Raw genomic sequence first — 24272 nt, forward strand, 5'->3', positions numbered from 1 at the left:
TGAGAACGTGAACCAATTCGACCGTCAAATAGGCGATGTTTATTCACGCTGGGAATTCGAGGGCCACTCAGGCCAATCGGTGGTCCCGAGTTGTACGCGCTCAATTAGTCCCATAGGCTCTCCGTATCCTGCTTGGTGCGCGTCGGATTCGGCAGACTGGCCGTGTCGAGTCACTTCCGGGTCGTACTGACGAGGAACGTCTGACAATCGGTGGCGGGCCAACGAATCGCCGACGGATCCCACGGTCGGCGAAGATGTGATCAGAGGACGGAACATGACGAGTGAGGCGAGGCGTTGAGTTGTATCGCGCCGTTGTTTCCGCCTCGTCGCACTCGTATGTCGTTTTGTCGAGGACCGGGGGGATCAGACGGTCGGCCCGGGCCGTGAGCCCGGGTCTTTCCGGCCGTAGGTGCGAACGCCGGGACGTCGCATGAACAACTCGCCCGATCCCGAGACGGCGGCACCGAACTCTCCGCGGCCCTTCGCGCTCAGCGCCGCCCAGCGATCGCTGTGGTTCACCCAGCAGGCGGCGCTCGATGTGCCGATCAACGTCGCCCAGTACGTCGAGATCGACGGTCCCATCGACGCCGACTTGTTCGTGCGCGCGACCAGCGAGGTGGTGCAGCGCGCGCAATTCACCCAGCTCCGGTTCGTCGACACCGACGACGGTCTGGTCGGCGTGTACGACCCCGGCCTGCATTACTGGGCGGACATCATCGATCTCCGTGACCGACCGGATCCGCGTGCCGTCGCCGAGGAGATGATGGCGCAGGACTATTCGCGTCCGCTCGATCCGCGCGTGGACCGGACTGCGCGCGGGTGCCTGTTCCGGCTGTCCGACGACAAGTCGCTGGTCTACAACCGGGGCCATCACCTGCTCTCGGACGGTATGGGCGGCAAGGACCGGATGGTCGAGGCCCTGGCGGCCTATCACGCGGCGGTGACCGGCGAGCCCGCTCCGCCGCAGAAGCCGGTCGATCTGGATCTGCCGGCCCGGGCCGACGCCGAGTATCGCGAGTCGAAGCGTTTCGGCACCGACCGCGCGTACTGGCGGGAGAACATGGCGGGCGTCGGCATCGCCGCGACGCTGGCGCACCGTCCGGGGCGTCCGACCGCGGTGGCCCGACGCGTCGCGTCCGCGGTGCCGCCCGCCACCATGGCGAGGCTGCGGGAGGCCGCACACCATGGTTCGACGATGTTGCCGAACGTGCTCGTCGCCGCTTTCGCCGCCTACCTCGGCCGGGCGGCCGCACGGGGCGACGAGGTCATCTTCCAGTTCCCGGTCGCCGCGCGGACGACTGCGGCGCTGCGGGCCACACCTCTGCCGGTGGCCAACATCGTGCCGCTGCGGACCGGGGTCACCGGAGCGGGCACGGTCGCCGACGCGCTACAGACCACCCAGGCCGCACTCATGGGTGCGCTGCGGCATCAGCGTTACCGTGGCGAGGACATCTGGGCCGACGTCGCCGGCGACGAGGCCTCCGGGGCGACGCCGCGGACGGCGGCCCAGGAACGTTCTGGTCCGATGCTCAACCTGATGCTGTTCGAGCGCGAATTCCCTTGCGGGCAGGCGCGGGCCACGTTCCACATCCTGACCGTGGGCCCGGCCGACGATCTGACGATCAACATCTACCCGGTACCCGGCGAGGACCAGGACTCCTCGCTGATGATCGGCGTCGAGGCGAATCCCAACCGGTACGACGACGCCGAGGTCGCCGAACACCACGCTCAATTCCTGTCGATGCTCGACACGTTCGCCGACGCATTCCTCCACGCCCCGGACACCCGGGTCGACGACCTCCCGCTGCGATTCCCCGACGACGGTTCGTACCGGGTGTCGTCGGAGGGCGAGGTACCCGATGAGGCCCCGGACACCGTCTGGGACGCCGTCTCCGACGTCGCTGCCCGTCGCCGGCACGAGCCTGCTGTCGAGTTCCCCGGAACGTCGTCGCCGGCGCCGCTCACCTTCGAGCAACTGCACGCTCGTGCGCGCCGACTCGGCGCACAGCTGCGCACCCTCGGTGCGCGTCCCGGGGCCACGGTCGCCATCGCCGTCGCGTCGGATGCGGACCGGCTGCTGGCCTGGTGGGCCGTCGCCGCCTCGGGGGCCGCTGCACTCCTGCTCGATCCTGCTGCGCCGCAGTCGATCCCGGATGAGATCGGTGAATCCGCCGGCTCGGCGCTGGTGATCGGTGACGACGACGCCGACCCGCCGGTCGGTGTCCGCGCGGGCGACGTGCACACGCTCGCCGGACTGGCCGGCGTCGCGCCGGCGGCCGGAAACCCGGCGCCCCGTCCGGACGACACCGCGTGCTTCGTGGTCGGGGTGGCGGGAGTCGCCGCCATGACACAGCGGGCGGTTGCGGGGCTCATCGCCGACGGCGTATTCGCCTCGGCCGCATCCGACCCGAGCTATGGGCGACTCGCGTGCACGGCACCGAAGGCCTCCTGGGCGGCACATCTCGAGATCGTCGCGTGTGCCGCGCACGGGCTGCGACTCGTCGACCCGGACGCCGACCTGGCGACGCACGGAATCGTCCCCTCCGCCATCCTCGCCGACGGAGTGCCGGGCAACGCGACGACCGTGCTGGTCGTCGACTCCGGCACCGCGCCTGCCCCGACCGTCCGGCACGCGTTCGGACGGGACCTGCGGAGCACCTACGGTCCGGGGGGCATGCTGGGGCCCTTCACCGCGACGGAACGCATCCGGCCGGATCAGCCGATCGATCGGCCGTTGCCGAGTGGGCGGCCGCGGCCCGGGGTCGACGTCGCGATCCTCGACCACCGGCTTCGTCCCCTGCCCCCCGGGATCACCGGTGACGTCTACGTCGTGGGAAGCGGTGCGCCGCAGTACTTCGCCGGCGACCCGGCGCGTACCGCGACGATGATCGTCGCCTGTCCGTGGCAGCCCGGTCGGCGCATGGTGGCCACCGGGGACAAGGGCCACCGGGAACCAGGGACGGGTGACCTCGTCATCGATCACCGATCCGGCGATGTCGTCGAGATCGACGGCGTCCGCGTCGATCTCGCGCTCCTCGAGCGTGCTGCCACCGGGGTTCCCGGTGTCGCGGCGGCGACCGCGGCGGTACTCGACGACGGTGTCGGGATCGCGCTGCGCCTTGCGCAGACCGAACCCGGCGTGACGGGGACAGCGGAAAGTCGCGACCCGCAACGGGTTCGGGCCGCGGTACGGCGCCGGGTCAATGCCGAGCTGCCGGCCGTGCAGTGGTTGCGCCGGGTGGCCATCCTGGATTCGGTGCGCCTCGACCGGAACGGCGTCGTCGATCGATCCGCCGCCGCCCCGCTGATCGCGGCGGTTCCGGAACCGCTTGTTGCGCAACGTCGTCCGTCGACACCGATCGAGATCGCCGTCGCCGACGCGGTGACGGACGTTCTCGGCGTACCCGATCCGTCGATGGACGACGAACTCGTCCAGCTCGGCGCCACCTCGCTGGGGTTCATGCAGCTGGCGACGTACCTCGGCGACACGCTCCGGGTCGTCGTGAGCGTGCGCGATCTCGGTGATGTCACGACTCTCGCCGAACTCGCCGCGGTCCTCGAGGCCTCCGCGCCGCGCCGCATCGGACCGGGGGAGTCACCGGGAACCCCGGGAGCCGACGGCCACCGCCCGACCCGTGCGCAGCAGGAGATCTGGCTGCTCAACCGCGCCGACATGCACGCAACCGTCTATCACCTCCCGGTGCGCCTCGTTCTCGCCGAGAACATCGCGGCCGACGTCGTGCGGGCCGCCCTCGTCGATGTCGCGGCCCGGCACGAGGCGCTGCGGACGGTGTATCCCGACGCCGGCGGCGAGCCGGTCGCGGTCGTCCGCACGGTCGACGAAGCGCGTGCCGCCGCGCAGATCAGTGCGGCCACACTCGACGCCGCGGGCGTCGAACTCGCGGTCTCGGCCCCGTTCGACCTGACGGTGGATCTGCCCTGGCGCGCGATCGTCGACGAGACCGGCGGACGGACCGAGCTCGTCCTGGTCGCCCACCACATCGCGATCGACGAGTGGTCACTGCACATCGTCGTCGATGACTTCGCGCACGCGCTGCGCGCCCGTCTCGACGGCGCGGAGCCGATATGGGCCGAGGACGCCGTGGGTTTCGGCGCCGTACTCGAGGCACGGCCGCACGTGACCGATCCGGCGGCAGAAGTCCACTGGGCGAGGGTGATGCGTGAGGCCCCCGCCCGCATCGCGTTGCCCGAACCGGCACGGACGCTGCCGGTGGGGCTCACCTCCGGTCCGGCGACCATCCTGCGCCGCACCATCGGTCTCGCCGCCCGCGAGAGTGCCGCCACTCGCGCGCGGGACGCCGGGACGACGCTGAACACCCTGCTGTGCGTGGCCCTCTCGGCCACCGTGGCGGAGTACACGGACTCCGACGATCTCGTGATGTCGGTGCCGGTGGCGGGGCGGTTCACCACCGAGGAACTCCGTCCGGTGGGCATGTTCGTCGAGACCGTTCCGGTGCGGACCACCGGCGTGCGGCACAGCGGTGTCGCGGAGGCCCTCGCCCGCGTCGGAGCGGACCTCACCGCGGCGATCACGCACGCCGACGCGGCGCCGACCGGGCTCGCCGATGTCATCTTCGCCTACCACGCCTCCCGGCCGGATCTCCCCGGAGCGGCCGTCTTCGCCGATGTCGAGACGCTGCCGAGCGGGCAGGCACGAACCGCCCTGGAATTCACCGTCTTCGAAGAACCGGATGGCCTGTCGGTCGTGCTGACCGTCGCCGGCGGCCGAGTCGACACTGTCGTCGCCGAGCATCTGCTGGATCGTTTCGTCGAGACGGTCGTGGCGCTCGGCATCGCGCCGCCGGAGTCGGTCGTCGCCCGATGCGTGCCGGCCCCGGTCGATCGGGCGCGACCCGACCGGGCGGCCCGGCGGACCACACCCGTCGACCCGATCGACGCACTGCGGCGCCGGGCGGAGACCCGGCCGGAGGCCACGGCGGTGATCGCCGGTGACACGACCCTGACCTACCGGGAACTCCTCGACCGCGCCGAGACCGTCGCGAACAGGTTGCGCGAGAACGGTGTGCGGCCGGGGGATCGGGTGGCCCTGATCCTTCCGCGGAGTGCCGACACCGTGATCGCCATCGTCGCGGTGCTGATGGCCGACGCGGTGTACGTGCCGATCGAACCCGGCGACCCACCGTCCCGGACCGAACTGATCGTGGCCGCCACCGCCCCCGCCGCGTTCATCGAGACCGGGGTCGAGGTCCGCCCGGCAGCGGAAGAGATGCGAGCACAACCGGTCCCGGGCGGGGCCTATGTGATCCACACCTCCGGGTCCACCGGCGCCCCGAAGGCCGTGATGGTGACCCGGACGAACCTGGCGGCGATGCTCGGCGCCGCGTTGGACACGATCGCGGCGACCGACCACGACGTGTGGAGCTGGGTCCACTCCTACGCGTTCGACTTCTCGGTCTGGGAGATCCTGGGCCCGTTGGCCTCCGGCGGCTCCGTCGTCGTGCTGGAGCGCGAGACGGTCCTCGACCCACGGCTGCTGGGCGCGGCGATGGACCGGTACGGGGTCACCGTCTGCTCACAGACCCCGACGGCGTTCGGCAACCTCATCGACCCGGCGGTGTCCGCCACCGTCCCGCACTCCCGACCGACGGCGCTGCGGACCGTCGTCTTCGGCGGAGAACCGTTGTCGCCGGCCCTGTTACGGAACTGGGCGGCCGACCATCCCGAGGTCGCGCTGGTCAACATGTACGGCATCACCGAGACGACCGTGCACCTGACGGCCACCGAGGTCGACGTCGACGACGATCGCAGCGACATCGGCGTTCCGCTCGACGGTGTCGCGATGACGATCCTGGGCCGCGACCTCCGCCCGGTCCCGGTCGGCGCCGTCGGCGAACTGTACGTCAGCGGCGACCAGGTCACCCTCGGCTACCACAACGCACCGGGGACCACCGCATCGCGATTCGTCGCGGATCCGAGTGGTACCGGACGACGGATGTACCGAACCGGAGACCGCGTGCGCGAGATCGCCGGTGGCCGCATGGTCTATCTCGACCGCACCGACGACCAGGTCCAGATCCGCGGTCACCGCATCGAACTCGGCGAGATCGTGTCCGCGCTCCGTGACGTGCCCGGCGTCGGCGACGCGCGTGTGCTGGTGGATCCGGGGAACCGGAACGGTGACGAACGGCTTCTCGCGTTCGTCACCGAGGACGGTCTCGCCGACTTCGACGTCCTGGACGCACTGAACGAGGAACAGATCCTCGGGTTCTGCGCGAACATCCTTCCCGGCCACATGGTTCCGGCCAGGGTCGCGATCGTCGACGGCTGGCCGATGACGCCGACCGGCAAGCTCGACCGCCGCCGCCTCACCGGCATGCTCCCCGAGGCCGCCGCGAGGTCGTCGCGGGCGCTGACGCCGGTCGAGCAGTCCATCGCGGACACCATGCGCGCGGTGATCGGGACCGATGCCGACGTCGCCGCGGACACCAACTTCTTTGCGGCCGGCGGCACCTCGCTGTCGGCGGCGCGGCTCGCGGCCGCCCTGGCCGGAGCAGGCAATCACGTCACCGTCGCCGACGTCTTCGCGCACCCGACGGTCGCCGCGCTCGCCGCGCACCTCGAGACCGCGGCGCAGACCGGCCGCGCCGTCGACGGTGTCCGCTCCGGTCTCGCCGCCTTCGTGACTCCGGTGGCCGGTGCGGATCTGCCGCTCACCCCCGAACAGATGGACCTGTGGCTCCGGTGGCGCACCCAACCGGACTTCACCGGTTACCTGATGCCGCTCGCGCTCCCGGTCGACGCACGCCCGGACGCTCTCCGCCGCGCCCTCGTCGGGATCGTGACGCGACACGACGCGTTGTGCACCGTGTTCCCGGTCGGTGTCGACGGGCCGGTGCAGCACCGCCTCCGCGACGAGGACGTCCTCGATGTCCTGGAAGCCGAACTGGCGACGACGGTCCCGGTCGCGGACGACGAGTCGATGGCCGCGAGGCTGGGTGCACTGCACGCCCCGATCGACCTGGCCGCCGAGCTGCCCTGGCGGGTGCGCATCTGCGAGATGGCCGGCCAGACCCGGCTTCTCGTCGTCGCGCATCACATCGCGGTCGACGGTGAGTCGTTCCCGATCCTGTTCGCAGAGCTCGAGTCGGCACTGGCCGGGACACTCCCGGCCGCCGGCGGAGTCGATTACCGGGAGTACTCGGCGTGGCGGGCCGGGACATTGGCGGCGCGGCGGAACGAGCTCGTCGCGCACTGGGTCTCCGCGTTCGATCGTGCCGTCGAACCGCTGCGCCTGCCGGAGCTCGGCCCCGGGGCCACTCACCCGTCCTCCCCGGACCAGATGGTGGTGCACCGCGCGCTCCGGACCCTCGACCGCACCGAGACCGAGGTACTCGACGCGCTCGCCGTGACGAGACAGAGCACGCCCTTCATCGTCGTGCACACCGCGCTCTCGGCGGTTCTGGCGAGGCAGGGCGGCACCGACGTCGTCACGATCGGCACGGCACTGTCCGGGCGCATCGATCCGCAACTGCTCGACGTACCGGGACTGTTCGCCCGTGCCGTTCCGCTGCACACCCCGATCGACCTCGACCTCCGGTTCGTCGACCTCCTGGCCGCGGTCACCGCGGTCGACCTCGGCGCGTTCGCGCACGCGGATCTCCCGCTCACCGAGATCACCGAGATCGCCGACCCCGAACGCGTCAAGGCGGGTACGCCGCTGTTCGAGGTCTCGTTCGGCAGCGTCCCGGACGAGCTCGTGGCGGTGAGCCCGTCGGGGTTCGAGGTCATCTCACCCGGGGTCATCTCGTCCGGGGACAGTGCTTCTGGCGGCATCCCCTTCGGTGGTGTCCCGCTGTTCGGGGTGGACGTGTCGATGTTCCGCCGCGACGGCGCACTCCATCTGACGATGGCGTGCACGGGTGCGGTGGCGAGCGCGGCGCGGCTGGATGCGTTGTGCGACCTCGTGGTCGAGACGATCCGGCGCGGGGTGCGCGAGCCGCTCAGCCCGGTCGCCGAGTTGCTCGGCCCCGCCCGGTCGGCCCCGTCCCTGCCGGATCTCGACGCCCAGAACGTGTCTCGCGGTCCCGAGACGCTCGACGAGCTGCTGACCGCGGGACTCGTCGGTGATCCGGATGCGATCGCGATCGTCGATCGCCGCCATCGCGTCCTCGGATCCGGTTCCGCGCTCACCAACGCCGAGCTGGACCGCTTGGCGACGCTCGCCGCACGCGCGCTGATCGATTCGGGGATCGGCCCGGGTGACGTGGTGGTCGCACTGCTGCCTCGCTCGTCCTTCGGCGTCATCGCGACCACCGCGGTGGCCCGAGCGGGTGCGGCTTTCGTCAACGTCGATCCCGCGGACCCCGCGGGGCGGCGGCAGATGATCATCGAGCGGTGCCGGCCCCGCGCGGTCCTCACCCTCGCGGCGACGGCAGAGTCGGTACCCGCGAGCGTGCCGGTTCTCGTGCTCGACGAGTTGCTCTCCGATGCAGTCGATTCCGGCACGAACGCCGCGGACACGGTACCGTTCGACACCGCCGAGCGGGTGCGGCCGCTGTCGGTGGACGACGTCGCCTACATCACCTTCACGTCGGGAACCACCGGACTGCCCAAGGGGGTCCAGGTGACCCATCGGGGTCTCTCCGACTGGGCGCGGGACACCGTGGCCCGTCTCCGGCTCGACGAGTCGGACCGGGTGTTGCATACATACGCAACCGGATTCGATGCGCACCTGATGGGTCTCGTGCCGCCTCGGGTCGCCGGCGCGGCCATCGTCGTGTGCCCGCCCGACGTCATCGCAGCCGACGAGCTCGCCGAGTTCGTGGACGCCGAACGCGTGAGCGTCCTGCTGACCACGCCGTCGGTGCTCGCGACCCTGAGCCCGGACGAACTGCCCGGCGTCCGGCACGTGGCGGTCGGCGGTGAGGCGCTCGGCGCCGGGCTGGTCCGGGACTGGACGGTCGAGCACACGCTGAGCAACGAGTACGGCCCCACCGAGGCCACGGTCGCGGTGAGCAGCGCGCGATACGGGAGCGCGGCGAGCGGGCCGGTACACATCGGGGTGCCTCTGCAGGGCGTCGGCATGTACGTGCTCGATCATGCGCTGCGGCCGGTTCCCGATCACACGGTCGGCGAGCTCTACCTCGCCGGGAACTGCCTGGCGCGTGGGTATCTCGACGATCCGGCCGCCACGGCGCGCGGGTTCGTCGCCGATCCCCGCGTCGACGGCGGGCGGATGTACCGGACCGGCGATCTCGTCCATCGCCGTCCCGACGGCACCTTCGTGATCCACGGCCGCACCGACGACCAGGTGAAGATCCGCGGCGTGCGTCTGGAACCGGGCGAGGTCGACGCGGCGTTGTCGGGGCTGCCCGGTGTCGCGACGTCGGTGACCGCGACGCGGACCAGCCCGTCGGGCGAGAAGATCCTGGTGTCGTGGGTGGTGGCCGAGGACGGTGCCCAGGTCGCGGACCTGCCACGGCAACTGGCACACCTGTTGCCGCGCAGCATGATACCAAGTGCGTTCGTGCCGGCGTCCGCGCTGCCGATCGGGCGTAACGGGAAGGTCGACGTGGCCGCGTTGCCCGATCCTGACTTCGCCGGCACCACAGGGAGTTCGACGGCCCGTGCGGGGCGTCCACCGTCGGGGGTCACCGAAAAACTGGTGTCCACGGTGTGGGCGGAGGTCCTCGGACGTCCCGTGCAGTCCCTGGACGCCGATTCCGACTTCTTCGCCGAGGGGGGCACCTCGCTGTCGGCCACGCAGGTGACGTCGAGGCTGACCGCGGCGACCGGCGCGGACATCGGGGTCCGCGTGATCTTCGAGGCGCGCACGCTGTCCGGGGTCGCCCGGCGCGTCGACGATCTCCGCGACACCGCAGGGGGATCGGCGTCCGAGCCGGCGCCCGCGAGGTTGCCGGTGCCGGAGCTGTTGCCGCTGGCATATCCGCAGCGACGCATGTGGATTCACCACCACTTCGACCCGCGTTCGACGGCCTACCACGTTCCCGTCGTGCTCCGGATCCGTGGCCGCGTCGACCTCGCCCGCCTGCGGAAGGCGGTCGACGAAGTGGTGGCGGCGCACGCCGTCCTGCGGACCGTCTATCCCAATTCGCCGTCGGGTCCGCGGCAACGCCGGATCGAGCACCGGAGCCCGGTGCTGCGACATCGCCTCGTCGACGCCGAGGCGGGTCCCGAGGGGCTCCGCCGACAGATCGACGACTTCCTGCGCAGGCCCTTCGACCTCGAGTCCGAGTCGGGGTTCCGGGCCGCGGTCTTCGAACTCGACTCGGCGCAGGACCCGCACACGCACCTGGCGGCGGTGCTGCACCACATCGCGATCGACGGGTGGTCGATCCGGGTGCTGCTCACCGACCTCCTCCGCGCGTACGACGGCCAGCGGCTGTCGGTGCCCGCCGACGAGGCGTTCACGTACGCCGATTTCACTCAATGGCAGATCGCACGGCTCGGCGATCCGTCCGATCCGCACAGCAGATACGCGCGGGAACTGCGGTTCTGGGCCTCGACTCTCGCCGATGCCCCCGGGCTCCTCCGGTTGCCGGGCAGCGTCGACCTCGACGGTGACGACCCCGATCTCCACGAGGCGGCACGAGGCGGCGCCACCGGGCGACTGTCGACCACCATCGTGGGGACCGACGCACTGCACCAGACCGCGAAGGCGTTGTCGGCGAGTATCTTCCAGGTCGCCCACGCCGCGCTCGCGACGGTGCTGGGGCAGTGGACCGGTGAGTGGGACCTGCTGATCGGTGTACCGGTGCACGGCCGGCTTGCGCCGGAGTGGGAGTCGGTGGTCGGCATGTTCGTGAACACCGTCGCACTGCGGACCGGCCTGCATCCGGACCTGACGATCCGCGAGGCCGTCGAGCGGGCGCGCGACGCCGCCCTCGCCGCCCAGCCCCACAGCGAGGTCCCCTACGAGGACGTCGCCCGCATTGTTCGTCCCGACGGTCGGGCCGCGGGGGATCCGCTGATCTCGGTGCTGCTGGTCAACCAGGACGTCGTGCCCCAGTCGTCGGGCGAGGTCGTGCTCGCCGGTCCGTCGTCGAATCATCCGGGAACCGGGGCGGATTCCGTGGTGGCCACCCTGATCCCGGAGTTCACGGCCACGGTCGACGCCAAGTTCGACATCGAGGTCGTCCTCGCCGAACGGGACGACGAGTTGCACATCACCGTCGTGCACTCCGCAGCCGTCCCGGCCGACGTCGCCCGCACCCTGCTCGACGACTTCCGCAGATTCGTGCTCGCCGCCGCCGGCGACGCCGAGCAACCGTTCCCGGGGGCCACCGGTCCGCTGACCGAAGCATCTGTGGCGCAACGGTTGCCGGAAATGTCGAACGTCGGCAGGTCGGTATCCGCGCCGTCGGTTCCGCCCTCGCGCGGAGCGTCCCCGACCTCGCTCGTCGTGGCGATCACCGAGGTGATGTCCGAGGTGCTGGAGGTGACGCCGGGGTCGGTGGGGGACACCGACGACTTCTTCACGCTCGGCGGGACCTCGCTGTCGGCCACCCGTGTGACCTCCGCTCTGGGGCGTCGTCTCGGGGTCCGCGTGCCCACCCGGTTGCTCTTCGAGAACCCCACCCCGGTCGCCCTCGCGCAGGCGGTGTCGGACCTCCCCGACGAGGAATCCGCCCGGGCTGCCTCGGCATCGGGGCCGACGGACGCGACGGTGTCGCACCGGACGGACACGGCCGTGCCCGAGACCGACCTCGGCGACCTGCCGCTCGCCCCGACGCAGCGTCGGATGTGGGTGGGCGCGCAGATGCTGGGCGCCGTGCCGATCTACGCGGTGCCCGTGGTGGTGCCCATCCCCGCCGGCACCGGTGAACCCGCGGTGATCACCGCCGTCGAGACGCTCGTCGACCGCCATCCGGCGCTGCGCACCCGGTATCTCGCCACCCCGGACGGACCCCGTCAGCGGGTTCTCGGGGCATGGCGACCGCCCCTGCAGCGGGTGAGCACGACCGAGCTCGCGACCGCCGCGGGCATCGGGATGCTCGGGGAGCCCTTCGATCTCACCGGCGAGCCGCCGGTTCGGGTGTGGCTGGTCACCGGCGACGACCAGCTCACCCCGGTGGCGGTCGTGATGATCGCGCACCACATCGCGATGGACGGCGAGTCCGCCGCCATCGTGCAGCGCGAGCTCGGACTCCTCCTCGCCGGCCTCGAACTCGGTCCGGCTCCGACCGGATTCGCGACGGTCGCCCGACAGATGGTGGCCGACGAAGAGCGGTCCCGGGCCGATCTGCTGGACTTCTGGCGTCGTGCACTCGAGGGGCACAGCGGGGAACTCGATCTCGCGCAGCGACGGCCCGCCGTTCGTGACCTCCGGACCTCGAACATCGAGTATCCGCTGGCCGGCGATGTCGGACAGGCGGTGTCGTCGGCTGCGCGGCGGGCGCACGCGAGCGAGTTCCACATCCTGCACGCGGCCGTGGTGCTGGCCCTCGCGGTTCAGTCGGGGTCCGACGACATCGCCCTGGCCACACCGGCGTCCATGCGTCGCGACTCCGGCACCGCCGGCACGGTGGGCATGCTCATCTCCACCGTCGTGCTGCGCACCCGGGTCGTCCCCGGCATGACGGTCGGCGAGCTGATCGCACGCGTCCGCGACGACGACCTCGCGGCCCTCGATCACGCGGCCATTGCGTTCGACGATGTTGTCGCACTGATCGATCCGCCGCGCGTCCCCGGACGCCATCCGCTGGTGCAGGTCGCGTTCTCGCTCGCGGACCCGGCCGGCGCGCCGGAGCCGCCGATGTCGGATTCGGTTCCTGCGGACGCCGATTCGGACGACGCGTGGACTTTGCCGCGCAGCGAGTTCGACATCCACGTCGTGGCAGTACCCGACGCGGGCGGCTGGCGGTTGCGTGTCGACCACGGCCGGGAACTGTTCGACGAGAGCGCGATACGCGCCCTCGGCGAGCGCCTGGTCGCGGCGGTCGCCGCGGTGGTCGGGGAGCCCGCGCGCCGCCTCGCGTCGATCGAACCGCTCACCGGCGCGGAGCGGCGCTTCGTCGCCAGCCGTGCGCGGTCGTCATCGGTGACGGGGGCCGAACCGCTGCTCGCCGAGCTCCTCACCGAAGCCGTCGCAATGTTCCCGGACCGTCCCGCGATCGCCGACGAGAGCAGGTCGCTCACCTACCGCGAGCTCGACGGCTGGGTGTCGGTGACCGCGCGCGCGTTGCGGCAGCGGGGCCTCGGCGCCGGCGACGCGGTGGCGGTGGTGGTGCCGCGGTCGATCGAGTCGGTGGTCGCGATCTGGGCGGTCAGCCGAATCGGCGGCGTGTGCGTACCGGTCGATGTCACCTACCCCGCGGCCCGGATCGATCATGTGGTCGCCGGTGCCCGCGCGAGTGTGCTCACGCCCGCCGACATACCCGGACGACCGACGGAACCGGTGGTGTCCGAACCGGTCACGCCGGTGTCACCGGACGCGCTGGCCTACATCATCACCACATCGGGTACCACCGGCACCCCGAACGTCGTCGGCGTGACCCATCGCGGAGTTCACCGGGTGGCCTCGCTCGGAGACGTCGAACCGACCGACCGGGTCGGGATGGCCATCAGTCCCGGCTTCGACGCGACGTTCCACGACATGCTGCTGCCGCTCGCAGCGGGCGCGACCCTCGTGGTGGTTCCCGCCGGGATCGCCGGCGGAGACGATCTCACCCGGTTCCTCGACGACACGCGCGTCAGCGTCTTCACCGCCACACCGTCGGTGATCCGTACCCTCCGCCCGGCGGCCATCGGTGCGCTGCGACTGGTGTACATCGGCGGCGAGGCCCTGTCGGCCGATCTCGCCACGACGTGGTCGGAACACGCGCAGGTCCTCAACATCTACGGCCCCACCGAGACGACGGTGACGGTGTCCACCAGCGCCCACCGCCAGGGCGACCCGATCCGGCTGGGGCATCCGCGCCCCGGCATCGGCGCCGAGGTGCTCGATGCGCAGCTGCGCCACGTCCCGCCGGGCGTCGTGGGCGAGCTGTACATCGGCGGAACCGGAGTCGCCCGAGGCTATCTCGGCGACCCGGCGCTTACCGCCGCGAACTTCGTCGCCGGCCCCGGCGGCGGTCGGCGCTACCGGACCGGCGACCTCGTGCGGTGGGACCGCGACACCGGTGAGCTGGTCTACGTCGGGAGGGCGGACCGTCAGGTCAAGATCCGCGGGCAGCGGGTGGAGCCCGCCGAGATCGATGCGGTGCTCGTGCGGGCGGGCGCCGAAGGTTCGGCGACGGTGCTGCGGCAGGGCCCGGTGGGACCGGCCCTCGTGTCCTACGTGGTGTCGCCGTCGGTGCCGGTCGCCGAGCTCCAGGCCGTGTGCCGGTCGTCGTTGCCGCGGCACATGGTGCCGAGCCGGATCGTCGCGCTCGATGACCTGCCGCTCAGCGGTGCGGGCAAGATCGACACGAGACGGCTGCCCGAACCGATCTGGTCGGAGTCCCGACGCGACCCCGAGAACGACACCGAGGCAGCGGTTCTCGAGGCCTTCCGAACCGTCCTCGGTCAGCCCGCACTCGGTCGCGATGCGGCGGGTCTCGACGCCGCCGACGGCGGTGCCGGGATACACGTCGGGATGGACGACGACTTCTTCGCCGCCGGCGGGCATTCGCTCGCCCTGCTGCAGTTGCGTGACGAGCTCGCCGCCCGGACCGGGCGCGTCCTCGACGCGGCGGACCTGTTCAGCCACCGCACACCGGCCGAGGTCGCCCGACTGGTGGACGGGCCTGCCGGGGTGGAGCTTCCGGCGCAACGCGTCGTGTCCCTGTCACCGGACTCCTCGGCCCGGCGCCCGGAGGTCTGGTGTGTGCACACCGCGGCCGGCATCGTCGAACCGTTCCGGGTGCTGGGCGACTCCCTGCGATCGGCCTCGGTGTTCGGCCTGCAGCTGCCCGAACTCGTACTCCCCGGCCGGGAACTCCCGCCGACGGTCGAGGGCATCGCGGAGCTGCACGTCGAGGCCATCCGGGCGACCCAGCCGCAGGGACCGTACCGGCTCGTCGGATGGTCGGTCGGTGGTGTGATCGCCCACGAGATCGCCCGCCGGCTCGTCGAACTCGGTGAGGAGGTGGCGCTGCTGGTGCTGCTGGACTCCCGTACCCCGGCCGAACTCGGGACCGTGGACGACGAGGAGCTGCGCTCCGCGGACCACCCGCTGCGGGAGCTGGCCGAGCGGCACGACCCCGAGGCGGTGCGGCGTTTCGAGGGCCGGACGAGGAGCCTGGCCGCCGCGGCCCGCAGCTATGACCTGCGTCCCGTCGATGTCGGCAAGGTCGTCTACGTCGCGGCGCAGGACAACCCGGATCCGGAGAACTGGGTACGGGTGGTCGATCCGGGCGGAGTGGGTGTCGTCGACGTGATGCCCGCCGCCGCAACGCATGCGCAGTTGGGGCAGTCGGAAGTGATGGCGCGGGTGGCCCGCAGAATCGAGGAGGAATGGTGACCGGATCCGATCACACGGCGACGCCGCCGATGTCGATCCTGTTCGTGTGCACGGGGAACATCTGCCGTTCGCCGATCGGCGAACGCGTGCTGACCGGTCTCGCCGGCCGGGCGGGTGTCCCCGTGACGTCGACCAGTGCCGGCGTCGGAGCGCTCAACGGCCAGCCCATCCATCCGCACGCTTCGGCCGTGTTGGTCGAGAACGGCTACGACGCCGCAGGATTCGAGTCTCGGTATCTCCGTCCGCCGATGCTCGTGGAGTCCGACCTGGTGCTGTGCATGAGTCGCGAACACCGTGCCGTGGCGCAACAGATGGCGCCGGCGCGTTGGAAGCGGGTGTTCACGCTGACCGAGTTCGCCGCACTGTGCGACCTCGGCGCGCTGCCGGAGATCATCGCCGGACGCGGGCGCCTCGACCCCAACTCCGACCTGCTCGACATCGTGGACCCGATGGGCCGGCCGCGCGAGGACTTCGACCGCGTGTTCGCCGAAGTCGAGCCGAAGGTGACGGCCGTGGTCGCGTGGCTGGCGGCACAGGCCCCCTCATCCGCGACCGAGCGGGTCGCGGGGGAGGGCCGATGATCCGGCGGGTGGCGGGCAACCGCGTGGTCCAGATCGTCGCGGTCCTGCTGGTCCTGGTCGCGGCGGCCATGGTGTGGCTGGCGTACTCGGCGTTCCAGGTCCGCGACGACCTGGAGTCGGTGCGGGCGGATGCGAGCCGGGCCCGGGCCCTGATGCTCGACGGTGATCAGGCCGGTGCCCGGCGGGCCGCCGAGGCGGCGACCGCGCGCGCCCAGGACGCCGAGGACCGGAGCTCCGGCTTTCTGTGGTCGGCGGCCGCGGCCGTGCCGGTCGTCGGCTCGCCGCTGAAGTCGGTGCAGGAGATGAGCGACGCGGTGGCCGCGCTCTCGGGTGACGTGCTGGTGCCGGCCGCCGATCTCGCGACCGTGCTCGACCCGAATCGTCTGCGTACCGGGAACACCGTGAACCTGGCTCTGTTGCGCGAGGCCCAGCCGGCCCTGCAGTCGGTTGCCGAGAAGTCGGCGGAGGTGGCCGCGCAGGTCTCGGCGATCGAGCCGAGCTGGCTCGGCGTGGTGGCCGATGCCCGGGATCAGCTCGCCGAGCAGGTCGATGCCGCCGATTCGACGGTGCAGGCGACGAACATCGCCGCCCAACTCGTCCCGTCGATGCTGGGCGCCGACGGTCCCCGCAACTACTTCATGGCGTTCCAGACGCCGTCCGAGGCGCGCGGAACCGGTGGTCTCGTCGGCGGTTTCGCGGTGCTGAACGCGACCGGGGGCCGCGTGACGATACCCGAGCTCGGCGCCAATTCGGAGTTCCGCGACCCGGCGACCCCGCAGATCAACCTGGGGCCCGAGTACGACGCCGTCTACTCGTACTACCGGCCCTACACCGACTTCCGGAACGGCAACCTCAGCGCCCACTTCCCCGACGCCGCACAGATCTGGCTGGCGAACTGGCGGGCACAGACCGGCCGGCAGCTCGACGGGGCGATCGCGCTGGACCCGATCGCGCTGAAGTACGTCCTCGAGGTGGTCGGGCCGGTGTCGGTGGGCCGCGAGAAGATCACCGCCGACAACGTCGTCCCGATCACCCTGTCCACGGCCTATCAGCGCTTCGCCGACGACAACGCGGCGCGAAAAGATTACTTGCAGTCCATCTCCCAGGCCGTCGTGAACAAACTCGTCACGTCCGGCGGGAGTACCCGGGATCTGCTGGAGGCACTCGGCCGCGGTGTCCACGAGCGGCGGATCATGATCTACAGCACCGACGCCGACAACCAGCGGATCCTGGAGTCGACCAAGCTCGGGCACCAGATCTCCGACACTTCCTCGCCCTACCTGCAGGTGGCCGTCGGCAACGCGTCGGGGACGAAACTGGATTACTACCTCCGGCGTGAGATCAGCTACTCCTCGGGTGGATGTGACGGTGACACGAGGGAGTCGACGATCACGGTGAAACTCACCAACACGCTCGACACCACCGACACCACCGACTACGTCGCCGGGAACCTCGGCACCGAACTGTCGGTGAAGAAGGGCACCAACCTCGCCAACGTGGAGTTCCTGGCGACCAAGGGCGCGGTGCTGAAGGAGATGACCCTCGGCGACGGCGGCGCCTTCTACGTCGAGCAGACGCTGCACGGCCGCCCGTACTACTCGACCCGCGTGGGCATCGCGCCGGGGCAGACCGCCACGATCGTCCTCAAGATCGACGAGCCCACCTCGGCCCACGGCGACGCCGAGGTGCCGATCCAGCCGCTCGTCGACGACCCGACCGTGAAGGTCGACGTCCCCGCGTGCGGGGCCGATCAGTAGTAGTACGGGTAGTCGTCCCAGCGCGGGTCGCGCTTCTCGAGGAAGGCGTCGCGCCCCTCGACCGCCTCGTCGGTCATGTAGGCCAGGCGCGTGGCCTCGCCGGCGAAGACCTGCTGACCCATGAGGCCGTCGTCGGTGAGGTTGAACGCGAACTTCAGCATGCGCTGGGCGGTGGGGGACTTGCTGTTGATCCGGCGCGCCCATTCGATGGCGGTGGCCTCGAGGTCGGCGTGCGGGGCGACGCGGTTGACCGCGCCCATCCGGTGCATGGTCTCGGCGTCGTAGGCCTCCCCGAGGAAGAAGATCTCGCGCGCGAACTTCTGTCCGACCTGCTTGGCGAGGTACGCGCTTCCGTAGCCCGCGTCGAAGGAACCCACATCGGCGTCGGTCTGCTTGAACCGGGCGTGCTCGGCCGACGCGAGGGTCAGGTCGCAGACGACGTGCAGGGAATGCCCGCCGCCGGCCGCCCAGCCGTTGACGACCGCGATGACGACCTTGGGCATCGTCCGGATGAGGCGCTGGACCTCGAGGATGTGCAGGCGCCCGCCCTCGGCCTTCACCCGTGCCGCGTCGACGGTGTCGGCGCCGGCCGCTGCGACGTCGTCGTCGTGCGACGTGGCGTACTGGTAACCGGAACGTCCGCGGATGCGCTGATCGCCGCCGCTGCAGAAGGCCCACCCGCCGTCCTTGGGGCTCGGGCCGTTGCCGGTGAGCAGGATGGTGCCGACGTCGGGTGAACGCCGCGCGTGGTCGAGGACGCGGTACAGCTCGTCGACGGTGTGCGGACGGAAGGCGTTGCGGACCTCGGGGCGGTCGAATGCGACGCGCACGATGCCGTGCTCGCGCCCCTCGCCGACATGGCGGTGATAGGTGATGTCGGTCAGATCGTCGAAGCCGGGCACCGCCGCCCACGATGTCGGGTCGAACGGCTGATCGGCGGGTCCCTGGGTTTCTGACGTCGCAGTCATGGGGTCAGCCTAACGACGCCGCCTCCGCCGAACCCACCGCGCCCGACGCCGTACGGATTGGTGGGCGGAGGTCACGAAGTGGATACAGCTTCGACGCGGATTGCATTCAAGTATTGGATGGCGGTCGGCGGTCGGCTCGAACATCACCGAAATCTCAGTTTCGGGTGATTAGCTGTACGTATGGCTGTATGGGGGTGGATTCTGATCATCGGGGGCGCGTGGTGTGTCGTGTCCGCGGCGGTCGCGGTGATCGTCGGGAGGGCGGTCCGGATCCGAGACGAGAAGGAACGCGGGCCGCGTGGGGTGCCGGATTACATACCGGAGTCCACGCGGCGGCTGGCTCGTGGAAAGGTCTGCGTCGATCTCGCCGAACATCGTCGCGGCGCCGGGAGCGCCGCGAGTGGGTCGCTCGATCACCGGCACACCGACACCGACTAGGTCGCGGCACCGCTGCCTCTTATACGGTTGACCGGTGACCGAAGCGAACGATCGCGCCGTCGAGACCGTTGAAGAGGATCCCCACGAAGGTGGCTTCCGGGCCCATACGGCCATCACCACCGAACGCGGCGGGCCCCGCTACGGTGAGTTCAGCGAGCAGGTCCGCCTGCTCATGGACAACGCCCGCTACGCCTGCCCGGACGACGCGCTGGTCGACGAACTCATCGACCGGCTGGCCGCCGTCAACGAACGGCTCGCGGAAGTCCGGATCGACGAATGGCATTCGCCGGCCGGCACCCGCATCGACCTGCCCTCACGGGGCAACATCACGCTGCCGCCCTACGTCGTCACCGAGGTCGACGACACCGGGGTCGTCGCCGAGCTGACGTTCCGCGACTTCCATCTCGGCGGAAACAACGCCGCGCACGGGGGACAGGTGGCCGTCGCCTTCGACGACGTGGGCGGCTTCGCGTCGGCGGTCGCGATGCAGCACGTCAGCCGGACCGCCTACCTGAACGTGCAGTACCGGTCCATCACGCCCCTGAACACCCCGCTGCGCATCCACGCCTGGGCCGACCGCGTCGAGGGTCGCAAGGTCTTCGTCCGGGGCACCCTGCACCACGGCGATCGCCTCTGTGCCGAGATGGACGCGTTGTTCATCAAGCTCAACCCCGGCCAGCCCTAGTCCCGCCCCCTCACGAGCCCGTGGGCAGGCGCCGGCTCACCACCGACGGCGAATCCGCGCGCGACAGCCGCAGCACGATGGTGGGTGCCTCGTCGGCGTCGAGCGGCCACGTGTCGAGCATCTCGCGGCGCAGGGCGGCCAGTTCGTCGCCGTGATTGCTCGACAGCCCGCGCGCGGTCTCGTCGTCGCCGGCATACAGGAACGTCGGCGTCATCGGATGCACGTCGAACCCGAGCCGCTCGGCGGCGACCCACAACTGCTCCGCCACGATCCCGCCGCGCAGATAGTCCCCGGCGGACGTGCCCCGCTGCACCAGCACAAGCACCGCGGACGACGACGCGACCCGGGACCCGGCGTCGGCGCCGAGCGCGGTGCCGCCACCCCATTCGTCGAGCAGGGCCATCACGTCGGCGCGGCGCAGCACGTCGAACATGCCCGCCATGGCCGGTGGCAGGTCGAGCGAGGCGACGTCGATGCCCTCGGCGGCGGCCGGGTCGTCGGTCAGCTCTTCGAACATCTCGCCGTGCAGCTCGGGCGTCAGGAACCGGGCGCGATCCGAGCGGGAGATGATCGATGCATAGCGGTCGATGTCCGCGCGGTCGGTGAGGGCCAGTAGACGGGTCCGGTCGCTCGTGGCGGCGTCGCGCAACCGGGCGAGGTCGTCGTCCGACGGCGGGGACCCGTCCCCGACACCGCGTCGGGTTCCGCGGGCGAGCAGCGCGCTGAGTTCCGCCTCCGCCCCCGGCGACCGTGAACCGGTGTCGAGGCACTTCAACCGGGCCCGACCGGCGAGGGTCTCGGCGTCGTCGACGATCTCGATGTCGTCGAGCACACCACGCGCGGTCGCCGCGATCCGTGCGTTGTACAGCGCCGCGCCCACCGCCACCGCCGACGCCCGGTGTCCGACATCCAGGGTCGAGGTACGCGTGCGGTCCAGAGTGATGGTGACGGCATCCTCGTCGGCGGTGATCTGCCACGGCTGCTGGTTGCCCGCCGACGGCGCGCGCCTCGCGGCGTGCAGGACGAGCTCGAGGTCGGTCATCGCCTCCACAGGTGGTTGCTCGTGCGGTGGCAGCGGTTCGGGTGTGGCCGCCGTCTGCCGACCACCGTCCTCGACAGCCTTCCCGATCGGGTCCTCGAGACCATCGAGCCACGAGTCGCGATCGAAGCGGACCCGTCCTGAGCTCAGGGGCTTGCCCTGGACGAGGCGCCGTACCGCCGCGGCCACCGTGGCACCGCCCAGCAGGACATCGCCGCCGAGTTGCGGCCAGGCGGTGACCGTGTGGCCGAGCTCGATGGCCGACGCCGCCATCGGCGCGGTGACCTTCGTCGGCTCGAGCACCCGAACGGCCAGTGGGGTCAGGGACGCGCGGTCGAGTCCGACGAGATCCTCGATCCGCAGATCGCCCGCCAGGCCATGGAAAAGAGGCCGATCGGGTTCGAGGTCGAACCTCTCGACATCGAGGGTGCCACCGTCACTGGTTTCCATCAGTACGGGGATTCCGCGCGACCGACACTTCTCGCGGACGAGCACCTTCACATCGAAGGAATCGCATTCTTCGACGACGAGATCGAGGCCGTCGAGGAATTCATCGATGTTCTCGGTTGTTATTCCGTCGGAGTATACGGCGGTGGTGAGATAGGGATCGATCTCAGAAATCCGCCGCGCGGCAATCACTGCCTTGTTGTCATGAATATCCATGAGCGTGGCCAGAATTCGATTCATATTTGTCAGTTCGAGTTCGTCGAAATCGGCCAGACGTAATTCGCCGGCAAGTCCTTCGAGTGCGAGGGTGAGCGATATCGCATGTCCCACACTCAAACCGACGATGCCGATCCGGAGGTCGCCTGCGGCGCTCTGCTGTGCGGCCGTCAGCTTGTGTCGGTTGCGGTCGAGCCGGAGTCGTCGGAACGTGCGCGGACCGGGGATCTTGACGAGGGCATTACGCCAGGGGAAGTGCACGAAACGCGGCGCCTCGTCCCACAGCGCCGGCTCCGCGGGCGGGAGGAGTTCGTCGAGTGCGCGGGCCGTTCGTTCGGTGATATCGGACACAATCAGCGAGGGTTCGGCGGTCAACTCGGCGGGTAGTTCATCCGGTGAGTAGAGGGTGGCGGCGGCGTCCGGCGGCGTGTGCATACGCCCATGGTGTCGCAGGAGATTGCGCGACGCCAACCGCCAATGAGGCGGTTCGGTTAATAGAAGTGCGCTTGTGGGAGTGCATAAATGCCCCCCTGTGGCAGCATTACACGCGGGGTCGGGGGAGATCTCGTCTCTAAATTTCCTAATTCCTGGAAGGGAATACTGCGATGAATAAGATGACAACTACCAGTGATGTGGTCCGCACCGGCATGCTGCGATCGGTCGCGCCCGAAACCGGCACGGAGTACTCGGTGGTCGTGGCCAGCCCGCGGTCCGAGCCCGCCCTCTGGCGCGAGTACCTCGCCGGCGCGGACGCCTCATACCACCGTCACGGGTGCGCCGCAGCGCTCGAGTACGACGAGGTCGCCGGCGGCGAGGGCACGGCGATGTTCTTCGCGGTGCTCGACGCCGAGGGCAAGGTCGTCGGCGGACTGCGGGTCCAGCCCCGGTTCGAGGCGGCCGCGCAGTCGCATGCGCTGGTCGAATGGGCCGGCCAACCCGGTCAGGTCCAGCTCGTCAATGCCATCGAAGAGCGTCTGCACGGCGGCATCGTCGAGGTCAAGACGGCCTGGGTGGACGAGCGCTCGTCGATCGCGGGCTCGGTTGCCGGGCAGTTGTCGCGGCTGGGACTGGTCATCATGGAGATGTCCGGAGTCGATGCCATGATGGCGACCGCGGCCGACCACGTCCTGCGGCGCTGGCAGTCCGGTGGCGGACGTGTCGACGAGTCGGTGCCGGCCACCCCGTTCCCGGACGACCGCTACCGCACCCGGCTCATGTGGTGGGACCGTGTCCGCCTGAACAGCCTCACCAGCCCGGAGACCTGGCAGCGGATGCGTCGGGAGGCCGACGCCCTGCAGGCGGTCACGACTCAACGTCCGCTGGTCCGGCTGTCGATGTCGACGAAGTCGGCCGGGCGCCGGTAGAACACCTCGTACAGGCTCGCCGACGGCGGTGACACCGTCCGCTCGGCGTCGGCCGCATGGGCACTGGGTGCGCCGTCGTCCCAGATCACCGCGTCGATGGACTCGATCACCGTGGTATCCCGGCCGTTCTCCTTGGCCTGGTACACGCAGGCATCTGCCTGACCCAGGAGGTTGCCGATCACGTCGTCGGTGGACGAGGCGGTCTCGTAGCGGCCCGAGACGAGATCGTCCCCCGCGAGGCGCAACGGCGCGCAGACACCACCGACGCTGATCGTCACCGGCGCGGCGGCGGCCACCGCTGCTCGAAGACGTTCGGCGCTGAGCCAGAGCTCGTCGGCGTCGTGGACCACGTGGAACATGAGGAACTCCTCGCCGCCGTAGCGGCAGACCTCCGAACCGACGGGCGCGTGCTCACGGATCGCTGCCGACGCCGCCAGCAGTACGCCGTCGCCGGCGAGGTGACCGTACTGGTCGTTGATCTTCTTGAAGTGGTCGACGTCGAGCAGCAGGATGCCGATCCACCCGGTGGACGAGCGTGCGGCCGAGAGGAGTTGCGAGGCGCGGATCAGGAAACCGCGACGGTTGAGCAGGCCGGTCAGCGGATCGATTCCGACGAGACGGGTCTGCTGGTCCAGCACGGCCTCCATCGACTTGCGCAGTGCGACCACGAGGAAGACCGGCACCACGATCAGACCGAGCATCGCGCCGAAGCTGATCAGGTAGGCGGGCAGCGAGGGAGAGGTGACTGCCAGGACGAAGGCGGCGCACACGACCGCGAGTGCCAGATGGGACAGGATGAGCCGGGTCGTCGCCGAGATGGCGCCGATCGCCGGGATGACCGCGACGATCGCGAGGACGAGTGCCGACGAACGCGGCGAGGCCAGGATCATCGACGTGCCACAGATCCCGACGATGCCCAGGCCGCCGAGGAACGCGAACTCGAGATCGGTCAGCCGAGCGCGGATGGCCGTCACCGCGAAGACGACAGCGATGAACGACCAGATGATCAACAGGATCGGCATCCCGCCCGGGTAGAGGGTCTCGGGAGCGAGCACGCTGATGACCGGTAGCGGGATGACACCACCGGTGCTGATCAGCGTCGCCATCGACCGGGCGTCGTAGCGACGGAGCACCCTCCTGATCAACGCCATCAACCACGACCGCTTTCCGTCGGCGGCTGTGCGGGCAGCCGCTTGTTCGCCGAGATTCGCATTAAAGCCACTGCGACCGCATTGGCGGAAATCGCGCAATCTTTCCTGTCCTACGCATAGGCAATGAAAGCACCTTACCAGCAGTTTTGCGGTCACTCTCGGAATCGTTAGCAGACCTGCC

9 protein-coding genes are annotated in these 24272 nt (G+C 70.3%); 6 read left to right on the forward strand and 3 right to left on the reverse strand.

Going from position 1 to position 24272, the window contains the following annotated elements; genetic code table 11:
• Positions 1-430 precede the first annotated feature (430 nt).
• The 3 genes from KTR9_RS05585 to KTR9_RS05595 are packed head-to-tail and all read left to right on the forward strand — an operon-like array spanning position 431 to position 17783.
• Positions 431-15445: a non-ribosomal peptide synthetase gene (locus KTR9_RS05585; protein WP_014925575.1), complete on the forward strand. Its 15015-nt coding sequence runs from the start codon at positions 431-433 to the stop codon at positions 15443-15445.
• On the forward strand, positions 15439-16026 hold the full coding sequence (locus KTR9_RS05590; RefSeq protein ID WP_014925576.1) for an arsenate reductase/protein-tyrosine-phosphatase family protein: 588 nt from the start codon (positions 15439-15441) through the stop codon (positions 16024-16026). Before KTR9_RS05585 ends, KTR9_RS05590 begins: the two co-directional genes overlap by 7 nt.
• Positions 16023-17783 carry a DUF4012 domain-containing protein gene (locus KTR9_RS05595; RefSeq protein WP_014925577.1) on the forward strand — a complete coding sequence of 587 codons (1761 nt, stop codon included), beginning with the start codon at positions 16023-16025 and terminating at the stop codon, positions 17781-17783. Before KTR9_RS05590 ends, KTR9_RS05595 begins: the two co-directional genes overlap by 4 nt.
• Here the strand turns inward: KTR9_RS05595 and KTR9_RS05600 are convergent.
• Positions 17777-18751, reverse strand: a complete 975-nt coding sequence (locus tag KTR9_RS05600) for a 1,4-dihydroxy-2-naphthoyl-CoA synthase (RefSeq protein WP_014925578.1) — start codon at positions 18749-18751, stop codon at positions 17777-17779. The two genes, KTR9_RS05595 and KTR9_RS05600, sit on opposite strands and share 7 nt — an antisense overlap.
• A 180-nt stretch (positions 18752-18931) precedes the next feature.
• Between KTR9_RS05600 and KTR9_RS05605 the strand changes: the two genes are divergently transcribed.
• Together KTR9_RS05605 and KTR9_RS05610 are read left to right on the forward strand one after the other, a co-directional pair.
• Positions 18932-19189 (forward strand): hypothetical protein, encoded by a 258-nt coding sequence (locus tag KTR9_RS05605; protein WP_193363229.1) that lies wholly within the window; start codon positions 18932-18934, stop codon positions 19187-19189.
• Positions 19190-19223: 34 nt separating this feature from the next.
• Positions 19224-19874: a PaaI family thioesterase gene (locus KTR9_RS05610; protein ID WP_014925580.1), complete on the forward strand. Its 651-nt coding sequence runs from the start codon at positions 19224-19226 to the stop codon at positions 19872-19874.
• Between the two features lie 10 nt (positions 19875-19884).
• Here KTR9_RS05610 and KTR9_RS05615 read toward each other — a convergent pair whose 3' ends face one another.
• Entirely contained in the window at positions 19885-22011 is a 2127-nt protein-coding gene (locus KTR9_RS05615; RefSeq protein WP_014925581.1) for an Rv1355c family protein, read from the reverse strand.
• Positions 22012-22181: 170 nt separating this feature from the next.
• Between KTR9_RS05615 and KTR9_RS05620 the strand changes: the two genes are divergently transcribed.
• The gene (locus KTR9_RS05620) at positions 22182-22940 is read left to right on the forward strand and encodes a hypothetical protein (protein WP_014925582.1); all 759 of its coding nucleotides are present in this window, start codon (positions 22182-22184) and stop codon (positions 22938-22940) included.
• Here the strand turns inward: KTR9_RS05620 and KTR9_RS05625 are convergent.
• Positions 22886-24091, reverse strand: a complete 1206-nt coding sequence (locus KTR9_RS05625; RefSeq protein ID WP_238554036.1) for a GGDEF domain-containing protein — start codon at positions 24089-24091, stop codon at positions 22886-22888. The genes KTR9_RS05620 and KTR9_RS05625 overlap by 55 nt on opposite strands.
• Positions 24092-24272 lie beyond the last annotated feature (181 nt).

The organism is Gordonia sp. KTR9, assembly GCF_000143885.2.
Taxonomy (GTDB): domain Bacteria; phylum Actinomycetota; class Actinomycetes; order Mycobacteriales; family Mycobacteriaceae; genus Gordonia.